Below are 13,664 nucleotides of genomic sequence, written 5' to 3' on the forward strand. Positions count from 1 at the left end.
GGATCTGAAGAGTTGCTGTGGGCCAGCTTCGTATCGGGTCGCGGACGGCTACTCATATGCTTGGGCGCATGGCCTCCGTCTTCTCCAAGATCATCAACCGCGAACTGCCGGGACGATTCGTCTACGAAGACGACGAGGTCGTGGCGTTCCTGACCATCGAGCCGATGACGCCCGGACACACGCTGGTCGTTCCGCGCGCCGAGGTCGACAACTGGCAGGACGTCGAGCCGGCCGTGTTCAACAAGGTGATGGCCGTGTCGCAGAAGATCGGCAAGGCGGTATGCGCCGCCTTCGGCGCCGAGCGGTCCGGGCTGATCATCGCCGGGCTCGAGGTGCCGCACTTGCACGTGCACGTGTTCCCGGCACGCAACCTGTCGGACTTCGGCTTCGCCAACGTCGACCGCAATCCCTCGCCGGAGGCGCTCGACGAAGCTCAGGCCAAAATCAAAGCCGCACTGGCCGAACTGGGCTAGCTTCGGGACTCACCGCGGCGGGCACGTCGGCGATGCGCGGCAGGCTGACCCGGAAGCAGCAGCCCTGGCCGGGAGCGGTGGTCACCGTAACCCGGCCGCCGTGGGCGTAGACCAGCGAGTCGACGATGGACAACCCCAGCCCGGTGCCGCCGCTGGCGCGGGCGCGGGAGGAGTCGGTGCGGTAGAACCGCTCGAACACCCGCCGGGCATCTTCGGGCGTCATGCCCGGACCCTCGTCGGCGACCTCGAGCACCGCGTCGTCGGACGAGGTGCCCACGCGGACGGTGATGCGCGCGGTCTCGGGGGTGTGCTGCAGGGCGTTGGCCACCAGGTTGCCCAGCACCTGACGCAACCGCGCCTCGTCGCCGATGACTTCCGGGGTGCCCGGTCCGTCGAGGACCTCCATGGTGATGGTGCGCTTCGGGGCGATCGACTGGGCGTCGTGCACGGCGTCGGTGGCCAAGGCCAGCAGGTCGACACGGCGCTGTTCGAGCGGGCGCTGCGCGTCGAGGCGGGCCAGCAGCAGCAGATCGTCGACCAAGAGGCCCATCCGGCGCGACTCGCTTTCGATGCGGGACATCAGCATCTCGACGTCGCGGGCCGCACCTTGGCGGTAGAGCTCGGCGAAGCCGCGGATGGTGGTCAGCGGGGTGCGCAACTCGTGGCTGGCGTCGGTGATGAACCGCCGCATCCGTTCCTCGGAGGTGCGGGCCTGTTCAGCGCTTTCCACCGATGAGGCCATCGCGGTCTGGATCTGAGCGAGCATGCCGTTGAGCGCCAGCGACAGCCGGCCGACCTCGGTGCGCGGATCTCGTTCCGGCACACGGCGATCCAACTGTCCGGCGGCGATCGCGGCCGCGGTCTTCTCCACTTCGACGAGGGGCCGCAGGCTGCGATGCACCACCCAGTAGCCGGCGACGCCGAGGATCACCAGGACGGCGGCGCCGATCGCGACCTGCGACCAAGCCAGGCTACGGACGGTCGATTGGATGTCGGACATGTCGATGGCGACGGTCGTCAGCTCGCCGCCGGGGCCGCGCACCGACACCGCGCGCCACTCGACCGGGGAGTGCTCCAGCGAGCCGACGGTCACCGGCACAGGGCCGACATCGTTGTCGTCGGGCAGCGCCGGTTCTGCGTCGCGGTCGTTGACGGCCATCCAGATGTGGCCGTCGGCGTCGACGCCGCGCACGTAGAAGTTCGACGGCGGGCGGGCCGGGTTGGGTTCCTCGTCGGGCGGGGGCATGCGGCGCGGCGCCTGCGCCCAGCCGCGGGAGGCGTCGAGCAGGGTTTGGTCGGCGCGGTTGACGAGGTCGTGCTGAAGCGTCGAGGTGACCGCGATCCCCGAGGCGAGCAAGCCGCAACCCACGAGCAGCAGCATCGCGGCCACCAGGCCGACTCTCAGCGGCAGCGCTCGGCGGTACGGATGCGGCATTCCCCCATTGTTCGCGCCGAGTGGCGCGACGCGCCGGATTACCGCGGCTCCCGCAGCACGTATCCGACTCCGCGCAGGGTGTGCAGGAGCCGCTTTTCGCCGGTGTCGATCTTGCGGCGCAGGTAGGACACGTAGGACTCGACGACGTTGACGTCACCGCCGAAGTCGTAGCGCCAGACGTGGTCGAGGATCTTGGGCTTGCTCAGCACGGTGCCTGCGTTGATGACGAAGTACCGCAGCAGGGTGAACTCGGTCGGTGAGAGCGAGACCGGCTCGCCGGCCTTCCACACCTCGTGGGTGTCCTCGTCGAGTTCGATGTCGGCGAAGCTCAGCCGCGAATTGCGCGGCTCCTCGACACCCTTGCCGGCGCGGCGCAGGATGACGCGGAGCCGGGCGACGACCTCTTCAAGGCTGAACGGCTTGGTGACGTAGTCGTCGCCGCCCAGGGTGAGGCCGGCGATCTTGTCCTGCAGGCTGTCGCGCGCGGTCAGAAACAACGCGGGCGCGTCGATGCCATCGGCACGCAGCCGGCGCAGCACACCGAAGCCGTCCATACCGGGCATCATCACGTCGAGGATGACGGCGTCGGGACGGACCTCCCGAGCTCGATCGAGGGCCGCCGGGCCGCTGGATGCGGTGTGGACCTCGAAGCCCTGGAACTTCAGACTTACCGACAGGAGTTCCACGATGTTGGTCTCGTCGTCGACGACGAGGACTCGTGCCTCGGGCTTGGATTCGGGTACTACGGGTGCGGCCATGCTGACAATTTCCTCTCACATTGGTGAACCCACGCTGCATGGGCGCTGTGAGATTCCTGTGAGTTGAGTTTTCCGATGGGTTAGCCGATACCTCCGGTTACAAACTTTCCGCGCTCCTACACTTGTGAAATGGACCTGGCGAAGACCTTGGTGGGGATCGCGAGCGCGCCGGTGCGAGTCGGGTTGGCGGCCGCCGAGACCGGGCTCGACGTCGCGAAAGCCGGCCTTGACCTGACCAAACAGGCTCTGGGCGAGGCCGGGGTGTCGCCGTCGCCGAGCTCGGTGGCACAGATGTTCGGCCTGGAGGACACCATCGCGCGGGCGAACAAGCTCGCCCAGCTGCTCGATGATGACGCGCCACTGGGGCGTGCGCTGGCGCCGGACGGTCCGCTGGACCGGCTCATGCGCCCGGGCGGTCTGATCGACCGGGTGACCGCACCCGACGGTGTCTTGGACCGGTTGACCGCCGAAGGCGGCGGACTGGAGCGGGCGCTGGCCCCGGGCGGTTTGGTGGACCAGCTGCTCGACGAGGACGGTCTTGTCGAGCGGATCCTCGGTGAGGAGGGGCTGGCCGATCGGCTGATGGCCGAGGGTGGTCTGGTGGAGAAGCTGACGGCGCGCAACGGGCCGCTCGAGCAGCTGGCCGATGTCGCCGACACGCTGAACCGGTTGGCTCCGGGGCTCGAAGCCCTTGCGCCGACGATCGAGACCCTGCGCGAGGCGGTCACCACCCTGAGCCTCGTGGTCAACCCGCTGAGCAATATCGCCGACCGCATCCCGATCCCGGGTCGCCGACGCAGTTACACACCGCCGCGCCCGGTCGGGTCCGAACGGGTGCGCAGCGAGCGGTTGGTCATCGACGACGACGAGCAGTGACTTCGCTACTCTGTTAGACGGTTCGGGCTCACGGGTCCGCCATGCCCCCTTAGCTCAGTGGCTAGAGCACCCGCCTTGTAAGCGGGATGGCATCGGTTCAATCCCGATAGGGGGCTCCATACCGCCTCGAAGCGGCGGCCGGTTTGTCGGTAGCACGTCGTAGCGTCATGCGCATGAGGCAGTGTCGCCGTTTTGGATCCGAGCTCACCAAGCGCAGCCAGAAGATCTACTGCAGCAATGCATGTCAGCAGTTGGCCCGTCAGGAAGCCAGCACACGAATTTGGCTCGAATCCGGCGATGCATTCGTAGGCACTACTCGCAATCACTACATTCGGAACTACCTCAATACCGCGCAGTCGGGTTGTTGCGCGATTTGCGGAGGGTCCAATTTGTGGCTTGGTTTGCACCTGGCCTTCGTCCTCGACCACATAGACGGCGACCCGACCAACAATCAGCGAGAGAACCTGCGACTCGTGTGCCCGAACTGCGATTCGCAGCTGCCGACGTACAAGAGCCGCAACCGCGGCAAGGGGCCGGTTCTACCGCAGGCAGCGATACGCCAATGGCCAGACGTTCTAGGCGTCGTCGGACGCCATGACTACCCGGTTCCGTCCGCTCTGTTTGGCTTGATAGAGCGCGCGGTCCGCGGCCTGAAGAAGTTCACTGGGCGTGCTGACGTCACCACCCGCCGCCGCGACGCCGATGCTGATCGATATCGGACGCTTGGGCCACGGCGCCCGCTGGATGGCGCGGCGGAATCTCTCGCCGAGCACGAAGGCACCCTTGCAGGTGGTTTCGGGCAGTACGACTGCGAATTCCTCACCGCCGTAACGGAACAGCGAATCGGACACCCTGAGTTCGGACTGCAGCAGATGGGCAACCCCGCGTAACACCTCATCGCCCGCCGGGTGCCCGAAGTCGTCGTTGAACGCCTTGAAGTGATCGACGTCGATCATGACCAGCGACACGGTGTTGCCGCGGCTCTGCGCCCGCATGCACTCCTCTTCGAGGGTGATGTCGAATGAACGCCGGTTCTTCACCCCGGTCAATACATCGGTGACCGATTGAGACTCCAGGTGCACCCGCACCTTCTCGATATCTCGCTGATACTCCTGCAGCAATTCCACGTACTTTTCCTGATCGAGGACCGCCTGCTCAAGAGTTTCGATGCTGCGGCGTAGCTCGAGCTGGACGATGATCTCGCGAGAGAGGATCTCAAGGGCTTCGCGCTGGGTCTCGGTGAGAGTTCGCGGCTGGCGGTCGATCACGCAGATCGTGCCCAGCGCTTCCCCTGTCGGCGCCACCAGCGGGGCGCCCGCGTAGAAACGGATGCCCGGATCTCCGGTCACCAGCGGGTTGCTCACGAAGCGTTCGTCAGCGCGGGCATCCTCGACGGTCATCACCTCGTCGGGATTCATGATCGCGTGTGCGCAGAATGCCTGCGAGCGCGGAGTTTCGCTGACGCCGAGGCCGATGTTGGCTTTGAACCATTGACGCTGCTCGTCCAACAACGTGATGAGCGCAATTGGTGTACCGCAGATCGCCGACGCCAGCTTCGCGAAGTCGTTGTAGGCCTGTTCCGGCAGCGAGTCCATGATGTTGTAATCCGCAAGAACATTCAGCCGTTCGCGCTCGTTGGCGGGTATCGGAAATCCGGCCTCCGACATGTGCTCCCCCATTCCGGCAAGTGGCCCTGCTGTCTCTCAGCTAGCCCTATTAAATCGGATCTGAAACTGCAGCATCTGCGATACGACCCGGCACAGCGAAGCCCGACCGTCAGGCCAGCGCGGCCCGCTCGACATCGAGGAGTTGCTCACCGCGGCGTTCCTCGTCGTAGGCCGTGCGCCCGCCGCGAATGCCGAAGAGCCGCTTGGACACCAGCAGATAGATGACGGCGGCCACGTTGATCACGAACGCACCCGCGCGCGTGAACGTGTTGCCTTTGACTGCAAGGTCGTACACCTCCAGCGGCAGGAAGATCGAGGTCGCTATCACGGCGAAGTATTCGCCCCAGCGCTGTAACAACCACAGTCCGACCCCCTCGATGAGCTCCAGCAGGGCGTAGACGAGCAGCGCGAAGAACACCAGCATCAGCGTGCTGGGCTTGGTGGCCAACGCTTTCTCGAGCTCGTGCACGGCGGTCATCTGATCGACCTTGATACCCGAGGACCGCAGCAGCGGCAGGTCGCGTTCGACCGCAGCCTGAATCGACCCCTGCGCGCCGCGGAACTTCCACACCGCCCACGCGGCGAGCGCGATCAGCAGCGCCCTGATCCAACGTTCGACGGCCAGGGCCCGCAGGATGAACGCCTGCCGCAACGCCCGTCCCCGAAGGACCAGTGGCGCGTGGTCCGCCGGACCGCGGCCATGCGGCGGTCCCACGACGAAAGCGCCGCAGCGCAGGCAGCGCCAGACTTCGCCAAGCCCGGTCGTGCCGCTCAGCCGCTCGGAGAGGGCGGCATCGTCCGGCGCATAGGTGACGTGCCCATGTCGCGCACAGGTGAACAACTCCCACCGGGCTCCGACGGTCTTGCGCTGCTCCTTTGAGGTCACCATCACCCCATCATGTCTTTCGGCGGCTTCGCGCTGTCAAGACCGGGACCGGTTCACCTCGCCGCGCAGACGCCGCCCACCCGGTGCGTGGTCGAGGACGACGTCTGCCAATCGGTCCCTGACCCGCTGATGATCGCGCGGTGTCGCGCGCCCCTTCCTGAGTTCGTGATAGCCCGCGCCCGCCCACACGCCAGCGATCGCGGCGTCTGTGCAACCGGCGCGCGCACGCCGCCGGTCACCGAGCGCCAGCGCCGATGCGGTCAGCGCGTGCACGGTATCCACCCAGACGCCCATAGCCAGCACCTCGGGGCTGGGTCGCAGACCGGACAGCGTCGCTTGGGTCAACTGCCGCGCACCGAGGATTCGGGTCACTGTGCGGCCCGGGGTGTCGACGGGGCCGCTGTCGGTGACTCGCAGCACTCGGTCGGGAGCGATCAAAAGTGCCACACCCCATGCGGCACGCAGGATTTCGATGACTCGGTACCGCTTCATGCCGCCTGCCGATACTGTTCGGCGGCTGCCGCCAGGCTCATTCCGTGTCCGCAGCGCGACGTGCTCACCGGCAACTGGCCACCACTGGGAACCGGCACGCCGTCGAACAATTCAGCCTCGAGGCGGGTGTGGTCGATGAAGTACTCGAGGTGGCGCAGTCGGGGTATCGCGGCCGCGACGGGGACATGGACGGCGGGCGCGCAATGAGCCGAGACGTCGAGGTTGTGCGCTGCCGCGATGCTCGCGGCGGCGAGCCAGCCGGTGTACCCGCCACACCGGGTGCCGTCGAGTTGCAGGCAGTCCACCACCGGCGCGAGTCGGCGGGCGTCGTAGCGATCAGCGATGTACTCGCCGGCGGCGACATCACACCGCACCGCGCCACGCACGGCAGCCAAGCCATCGGTGTCGTCACTGCTGACCGGTTCCTCGAACCAGGTGACCCCGAGGTGATCGAGGGCGGCGCCGACCCGGCGTGCCTGGCCCGGCGAGTAGCCACCGTTGGCGTCCACCATCAGCTCCACCGTGTCACCGGCCAGCTCCCGTAATCGCCTGACCCGGGCCAGGTCCCGCTCGGTGTCGCTACCCCAACCCTGGCCTATCTTGATCTTCATCGCCGCACATCCGGCCGCGCGCCACACCCTGATCTGATCGGCGAGCTGGTCGTCGTCGAGGTTGGTGAAACCACCCGATCCGTAGATGGGAACCGCATCCCGGCAGCGCCCGAACATCGTGGACAGCGGCAGGTCACGGAGATGACCCAGCAGATCCCATAAGGCGATGTCCACCGCGCTGACCGCCTGCGCCACCAGACCGCGGCTGCCGAAATTGCGGCATGCACGCGTCATCGCGTCGAGAGTGCCGGGGACATCGGCGGTGTCGCGGCCGACGACGACGTCGCGCAGGTTGTGGGTGATGACCGCGGCCGCGGCCGGCGAACTGTAGGTCCATCCGAGTCCGACCGCGCCGGCGGCGTAGGCGTGAACGACGACGGCCGTCGTCGAATCCCATCGCAGCGTGCCGTCGGCTTCCGGTCCGTCGGTCGGCACCGTGTAGACAGCTACCTCGAGACGGTCGATCTCAGTCAAAGGCATTGGTAATCAACTCTTCTGATGTCACGATCGGACGGCGTGGTTCTTCATCAAGTCGGCGGCACGGCCTGCGAGCGCCATGATCGTCAACGCAGGATTGGCCGCACCCTGGGTGGGCATGACGCTTCCGTCCACCACGTAGAGGCGGTCCACCCCGAACACCCGGTGCTCGGCATCGATGACGCCGTCTTGTGGCCGTGCCGCCATGCGCGCTCCCCCGACCAGATGCGCGTACCGGTTGACCGTCATGACCTCTTCGGCGCCGGCCGCCAGCAGTAGATCCGACATGACCGTCCCCGCGGCCTCGATGAGCTGCCTGTCGTTATCGCACTGGCTGTAGGCGAAGTGTGCGACGGGCAAGCCGTGCCGGTCCTTCTCATCGGCCAGCGTGACCCTGTTGTCAGGCAGCGGCAGCAGTTCACACAGGGCACCCAGCGTGGCCCAATGGATGTAGTCGCGCATGTACTCTCGCAAGGTCGCGCCCCAATGCCCCTGCGCAGCAACATGTTCAGACCAGGTGATGGGCAGCGGGCTGACAGTCTGGATGGAGAACCCGCGGCGGTACGGCTTACCGGGATCCGTTTCGTAGAATTGTTCGGTGCTGACCTCCGGTGGCGGAGCCTTGTACATCCGGATCTCGTCGGAGAAGCGACCCGCCACCTGCGGTGCCCCCTGCACCATCAGGTGGCGACCCAGATGGTCGTGATCGTTGCCGAGTCCGCCTGGGTATCGGGAGGTCGCCGAAAGCAAGAGCAACCGCGGTGTCTCGATGGAGTAACCGGCGATCACGACGGCATGGGCACGCTGACGGTGCAACACACCGGCATGCAGATATTCCACACCGGTGGCGCGCCCGGAGTCGTCGTCGACGAGGATGCGGCTGACGTGGGCGTCGGGACGCACCTCGGCACCGTTGGCGAGGGCATCGGGAATGTGGGTGATCAGTGGGCTGGCCTTGGCGTTGACCTTGCAGCCTTGGATACAGAAGCCTCGATAGATGCAGTGCGGCCGGTTCCCGAAGCGGCCGTTGGGGATTGCGACCGGCCCGACGCGCATGTCGATGCCCATGGCATTCGCGCCGCGCAGGGCGATCAGTCCGTTGCCGCTGACCGGGTGCGGACTGTGCGGATAGCTGTGCGGGTCACCCCACGGCCAGTCCTGACCGGCCACCGGCAACTCGGCCTCGATCTGTTCGTAATAGGGGCGAAGGTCGGCGTAGTCGATGGGCCAGTCAGCCCCCACACCGTCGGAACTGAAGGTATGAAAGTCGGACGGATGAAACCGCGGGGTATAGCCGGCATAGTGCACCATGGATCCGCCGACGCCACGCCCGGAGTTGTTGGAGCCCAGGGGTACCGGGTCGGCGCCACCGATCTGACGGGGTTCGGTCCAATACAACCGGTGCGAGCCGCGTTCGTCGCTGACCCAGTCACTGTCCGGATCCCAGAACGGTCCGGCGTCGAGCAGCACCACACTCCAGCCCGCGCGGGCCAGTCGCTGCCCGAGAGTGGCGCCACCTGCACCGGCGCCGACGATGACGATGTCGACCTCGTCGTCCTCGGGATAGCGACGCATGTCCGACCGCAGCCGGTGATTGGTGCGGACCCCGTTGTTGGGCAGTAACCAGGCAGAGGCGTTCCGGTCGCGGACGGCACCGGCGTCAACCATCCGTCGCCCCCTCGACGAGAGCCGCATCCGCACGGCGCGCACGTTCTACGCGCGCGGCGAAGGGGACCGGATCGGCACTGTGTTGATCGGCGATCTCAAACGATTCCCGGGCGTTGACACCGGGATTCAGATATCCGCGTGGGTAGGCCGGCCCGGGAAACCCCATCTCGTTCCACGCCCAAGGATGCGAGTAGAACGCCGTGCAGGCATACCGGGTCCACAGGCTCCAGACATGTCCGGCCGGCCAGCCGTGCCAGTCGTCACCGCTGTCGGACAGGTCTTGGATGTTCTGCAGTACGCGTGCCTGATCCTCGCCGGCAAGGTCGGCATAACCGGCGCCACAGCGATTGTGGGCGTCACCATCCAACGCGGCCAAGGACTCACGCCATGCCTGACCGTCCTCGGGCATGTCGTCGTAATGCCACCCGTCCGTCTCCCCCGCCGCCAGCCGGGCGTCGATCAACTCCAGTACCGGAATCTTCGGGTCGGCGTCCTGCGCAAGCAGCAGATCGAGCATCGGCGTCGCGACGGCCACCTCGTCGACGGTGAAGAACGCCAGCATCGACGGCAGGGCGAGCCGCGCGAGAACCACACCGGCGGTGACGGTGTCCCACTTGTCGACCTGAGCCAGCACATCGAAACCGTCGAATCGACCACGATTCTGTGGAGTGACGGCGCGATAATGGGTTGGGCGAAACAACATCAGCGCACTCCGTCACCGGGCAGGTGCTCGCGACGCAGCAGGGCGGCCAGCAGTCCAATCCCGCCGACCAGGGACGCCAGCAGGGGCGCGAACGCCGGCGGACCGGATTCCACGTTGTACTTGGTGAATCCGCCCGGCCTCTGCTGGATTCCACGCCAATGCAGGTAGGTGCCCTGTAGGCCGTTGGCGACGATCAGCGCACTGGCCGCGGGCAACACCGTATGAGCGGCGCGACGGGAGAAGAAGGCAGCCAGCCCGGCCGGGATCGCGGTGGGAACCACGACAACAGGCCAGTACATCATCCGGTTGCCGAAGCTGGCACCGTCGTGTGAGAAGTAGATCTCGGCGGTGGTGACCGCGGCACCGGCGGCGGTCAACGCGGACAACGAGCGTTCGAATCGTCCGGTTCGGATGGCGTGCAGCGCGGCGCGCGCGGGATTCATGAGCGGACCTTCTTCTCGCCGGGAAAGTATTGCTGCACTTTCTGTTTGACGCCCTGCTTGATGAAGCCCGCGCTGTCCTCATCGCCGCCGAGAACCGCCTCGACAAGGGACTTGGCCTGGTCGAAAGTCGCGTGCGGTGGAATCGGCGGAACATCGGGGTCACACCTGACGTCGAGCACGGTGGGCCGATCCGCGGCCAGCGCGCGATCCCACGCACCGCCCAGCGCGGCGGGGTCATCAATATTGTCGCCGTGCAGTCCGAGGCTACGCGCGAAGCCGGCGAAGTCGACATCTGGAAGGTTCTGCGACGCTTCGAATTTCGGTGAGTTCTCCATCGCCCGCATCTCCCAGGTGACCTGGTTGAGGTCGTTGTTGTGCAGAACAGCGATGATGAGCCGGGGGTCGGTCCATTGCTTGTAGTACTTGGCGATTGTGATCAGTTCGGCCATACCGTTCATCTGCATCGCGCCATCGCCGACGAACGCGATGGTAGGCCGGTCGGGGTGCGCCCACTTGGCACCGATGACGTAGGGCACCCCGGGCCCCATCGTGGCGAGTGTGCCGGACAGCGAGCCGCGGACATCACCACGGAACTTCAGGTGGCGGGCATACCAGTTGGCCGACGAGCCGGAATCGGCGGCGATGATGGCGTTGTCCGGCAACCGTTCCGAGAGTTCCCAGAAGATCCGCATCGGATTGATCGGGTCGGCCTCGGTCATCGCCCGCCGCTGCACGGTGGTCCACCAACTGTCCACCCATTTCTCGACCTTCTCGCGCCAGGATCGATCGGTCTTGCGTTCCAACAACGGGATCAACGCACGAAGGGTGCTCTTGGCGTCACCGACGAGATTGATCTCGTACGGGTAGCGCATCCCGATCCACTTTCCCGACCGGTCGATCTGCACGGCGCGGGCCTGGTCGAGTTCGGGCAGGAACTGCGTATAGGGAAAATTCGAGCCGACCGTGAGCAGCGTGTCGCAGTCCTGCATGAGATGCCAGCTGGCGGTGGTGCCGAGCAATCCGATCGAGCCGGTCACCCAGGGCAGGTCATCAGGCAGAACGTCTTTGCCGAGCAAGGCTTTTGCCGCACCCGCACCCAGTAGGTCCGCCACTTCGGTCAGCTCGGCAGCACACCCGCGGGCGCCCTGCCCGACCAGCATGGCGACCTTCTTCCCGGCGTTCAGAAGATCGGCGGTACGGCGCAGGGCATCGTCGTCGGGCACCACCCGCGCTTCCGACATCCCCAGGCTGGAGGGAACTTGCTTGAACGCATGGCCCGGTGCTTCGTAAGGCAGCTCGAACACGTCGGACGGCACGATGATCGCCGTCGGCGCACCTTCGCTGAGCGCGATCCGGATAGCGCGGTCGATCAGGTTCGGTAACTGCTTGGGGACCGTGCACATTTGGACGTACTCGCTGCAGACGTCCTTGAACAGACTCAGCAGATCGATCTCCTGCTGGTACGAGCCACCCATCGCCGAGCGCTCCGTCTGACCGACGATCGCAACCACCGGGACGTGGTCCAGCTTCGCGTCGTACAACCCGTTGAGCAGGTGTACCGCGCCCGGTCCGCTGGTCGCCACGCACACGCCGGCCTGACCGGAGAACTTCGCGAAGCCCACGGCTTCGAACGCGGCCATCTCTTCATGACGGGCTTGAACGAACTGCGGGTTGTCGTCTGCTCGCTGCCAGGCGGCGAGCAGCCCGTTGATTCCGTCTCCGGGAAATCCGAAGACCTGTTTGACGCCCCATTCGCGTAACCGGGCGAGTAGGACGTCACCGACGGTGTCGGACATGTCATCTCCTTGTAAGTCGTTGTGCCATATTGGAATCGCAGCCTCAGCGATGCGACCGCCGTTGCGGTATCCAGGTGGGTCCCTCGATCTGATCGGGAAGAAGCCACATGGCGGAGCCGATGTTGTAGCAGAAGAGGATCGACCACAGCACGATCGCCGGCGCGGTGAAACCCAAGGGACCGGGGTCGCGGTGGGCCGCGGCGACCGCACAGATGATCATCAGCGCGAGTGCGACCGCAGTCATCACCAGCGTGAACACCGTCGCCGCTCGCCGATGGGCCAGCACCACCAGCGTCACCGCGGCGATGCCGAGCAGAACGATGCTCAGCGCCGGGGTCAGCGGCACGCCCAGCGGCTGCCACCCATCCGTTTGCGGTCGAGCGAGGACACCTATCAGACCCACCACGCCCAGTAATCCAGTGACCGCCGCCTGGGCCAGCAGCAACCGGCGGCCCTGCTGCCAGTGCGGTGCATTCAGGCTGATGCGACGCATACCGGCCGTCTCGGGCGGCATCGGCCCGCGGGTATCTTGTGCCACTTGTGTCTCCAATTCCCGGGAATCTGAGCAACTCCAGCGCCATTTAGTTGCCTAAAGACAACATATCCAGTTTGGATGATGTGCAAACGGGTGATTTATGCACACCGCATGTCATGCGTCGCAGATGTAGGCTGGACAAACTATTGGGTGCCCGAGGACAGGGGTGACAAACGTGGGTAACGCGCCACCCGACACCCGATACGCCGTCGAACTCGAACGAGCGACGCGCGGGCTGTTGGCGCTCAACGTTGTCGTGCTCGAGGAGATCGAGAAACGCGTCGGGTTGCCCACGCTTCGCGCGCTGCAATCACTCGAGCGGCTCGGCCCCAGCCTGGTTACCGAACTCGGCGAGGATCTCGACCTCGTTCCGTCCAGCGCCAGCCGCCTCAGCGACCGACTCGCCGAGGCCGGCCTCATCACCCGCACTGTGGCGCCCCACAATCGGCGCGCCACCGTCCTCGAACTGACCGACGCCGGACAGGCGATCCTCGACGAGGTCGTCGCCAAGCGCGCTGAACAGTTCCGTCGCGTCACCGAACAGATGAGCAACCGAGAGCGAGAGCAGCTCCTGCGCGGCGCGGCAGCATTCACCACCGCCTACAGCCAGTTGGCCAAACACTCCTGACGCAATGGACGCCCTACAGGGCAAGTACGGCACGTTCTACGTGGGCAGCGTGATGAACATGGAAACCGTCGAGCACACCGCCCAGTTCTCGACCGATCTGGTTGACCGTCATTTCTAGGCGGCATTGGTCGCGATCGCGCGACGTTCACGCGTAAACGCTTCCCGGGAGGCCCGACTTAGCTTAATATTCGCTGAGAAAGCAAACGGGCGCTCGAC

14 protein-coding genes, 1 tRNA gene and 1 pseudogene are annotated in these 13,664 nt (G+C 65.8%); 5 read left to right on the forward strand and 11 right to left on the reverse strand.

The window, feature by feature from the left end:
• Positions 1–68: 68 nt before the first annotated feature.
• Positions 69–473, forward strand: coding sequence for an HIT family protein (locus K0O64_RS25485; RefSeq protein ID WP_071949056.1), 405 nt, complete (start codon positions 69–71; stop codon positions 471–473).
• Here K0O64_RS25485 and K0O64_RS25490 read toward each other — a convergent pair.
• Positions 445–1,908 carry a sensor histidine kinase gene (locus tag K0O64_RS25490; protein WP_071949055.1) on the reverse strand — a complete coding sequence of 488 codons (1,464 nt, stop codon included), beginning with the start codon at positions 1,906–1,908 and terminating at the stop codon, positions 445–447. The two genes, K0O64_RS25485 and K0O64_RS25490, sit on opposite strands and share 29 nt — an antisense overlap.
• A 38-nt stretch (positions 1,909–1,946) precedes the next feature.
• Positions 1,947–2,666: a two-component system response regulator PhoP gene (phoP, locus tag K0O64_RS25495; RefSeq protein ID WP_071949054.1), complete on the reverse strand. Its 720-nt coding sequence runs from the start codon at positions 2,664–2,666 to the stop codon at positions 1,947–1,949.
• Between the two features lie 129 nt (positions 2,667–2,795).
• Here phoP and K0O64_RS25500 point away from each other — a divergent pair, with 129 nt between their 5' ends.
• The 3 genes and pseudogenes from K0O64_RS25500 (at position 2,796) to K0O64_RS29995 (ending at position 4,121) form a co-directional block, all read left to right on the forward strand.
• Complete coding sequence (locus K0O64_RS25500; protein ID WP_071949053.1) at positions 2,796–3,542, forward strand: hypothetical protein; 747 nt, start codon at positions 2,796–2,798, stop codon at positions 3,540–3,542.
• Between the two features lie 43 nt (positions 3,543–3,585).
• A tRNA-Thr gene (locus K0O64_RS25505) sits at positions 3,586–3,661 on the forward strand.
• 54 nt (positions 3,662–3,715) lie between these two features.
• Positions 3,716–4,121: pseudogene (locus K0O64_RS29995) on the forward strand (HNH endonuclease).
• On the opposite strand, the gene K0O64_RS25510 reads toward K0O64_RS29995, so the two are convergent.
• The 9 genes from K0O64_RS25510 to K0O64_RS25550 all read right to left on the reverse strand — a co-directional run bounded on the left by K0O64_RS25510 (position 4,118) and on the right by K0O64_RS25550 (position 12,823).
• On the reverse strand, positions 4,118–5,209 hold the full coding sequence (locus K0O64_RS25510) for a sensor domain-containing diguanylate cyclase (RefSeq protein WP_071949052.1): 1,092 nt from the start codon (positions 5,207–5,209) through the stop codon (positions 4,118–4,120). The pseudogene K0O64_RS29995 and the gene K0O64_RS25510 overlap by 4 nt on opposite strands.
• Before the next feature lie 109 nt (positions 5,210–5,318).
• On the reverse strand, positions 5,319–6,098 hold the full coding sequence (locus K0O64_RS25515) for a DUF2127 domain-containing protein (protein WP_071949051.1): 780 nt from the start codon (positions 6,096–6,098) through the stop codon (positions 5,319–5,321).
• Between the two features lie 33 nt (positions 6,099–6,131).
• On the reverse strand, positions 6,132–6,587 hold the full coding sequence (locus tag K0O64_RS25520) for a hypothetical protein (protein ID WP_071949050.1): 456 nt from the start codon (positions 6,585–6,587) through the stop codon (positions 6,132–6,134).
• Positions 6,584–7,678, reverse strand: coding sequence for an enolase C-terminal domain-like protein (locus K0O64_RS25525; RefSeq protein ID WP_071949049.1), 1,095 nt, complete (start codon positions 7,676–7,678; stop codon positions 6,584–6,586). Before K0O64_RS25525 ends, K0O64_RS25520 begins: the two co-directional genes overlap by 4 nt.
• 21 nt (positions 7,679–7,699) lie before the next feature.
• Positions 7,700–9,250 carry a GMC family oxidoreductase gene (locus tag K0O64_RS25530; protein ID WP_425574811.1) on the reverse strand — a complete coding sequence of 517 codons (1,551 nt, stop codon included), beginning with the start codon at positions 9,248–9,250 and terminating at the stop codon, positions 7,700–7,702.
• An 85-nt stretch (positions 9,251–9,335) separates the two neighbouring features.
• Entirely contained in the window at positions 9,336–10,046 is a 711-nt protein-coding gene (locus K0O64_RS25535; RefSeq protein WP_071949047.1) for a gluconate 2-dehydrogenase subunit 3 family protein, read from the reverse strand.
• On the reverse strand, positions 10,046–10,489 hold the full coding sequence (locus tag K0O64_RS25540) for a hypothetical protein (protein WP_096312343.1): 444 nt from the start codon (positions 10,487–10,489) through the stop codon (positions 10,046–10,048). The genes K0O64_RS25535 and K0O64_RS25540 overlap by 1 nt, the downstream gene beginning before the upstream one ends.
• Entirely contained in the window at positions 10,486–12,285 is a 1,800-nt protein-coding gene (locus K0O64_RS25545) for a thiamine pyrophosphate-requiring protein (protein WP_071949045.1), read from the reverse strand. The genes K0O64_RS25540 and K0O64_RS25545 overlap by 4 nt, the downstream gene beginning before the upstream one ends.
• Before the next feature lie 43 nt (positions 12,286–12,328).
• Complete coding sequence (locus K0O64_RS25550; protein WP_071949044.1) at positions 12,329–12,823, reverse strand: hypothetical protein; 495 nt, start codon at positions 12,821–12,823, stop codon at positions 12,329–12,331.
• Positions 12,824–12,995: 172 nt separating this feature from the next.
• Here K0O64_RS25550 and K0O64_RS25555 point away from each other — a divergent pair, with 172 nt between their 5' ends.
• Positions 12,996–13,448 carry a MarR family winged helix-turn-helix transcriptional regulator gene (locus K0O64_RS25555; protein ID WP_071949043.1) on the forward strand — a complete coding sequence of 151 codons (453 nt, stop codon included), beginning with the start codon at positions 12,996–12,998 and terminating at the stop codon, positions 13,446–13,448.
• Positions 13,449–13,664: the final 216 nt, after the last annotated feature.

The sequence above is a fragment of the Mycolicibacterium pallens genome (assembly GCF_019456675.1).
GTDB lineage: Bacteria > Actinomycetota > Actinomycetes > Mycobacteriales > Mycobacteriaceae > Mycobacterium > Mycobacterium crocinum.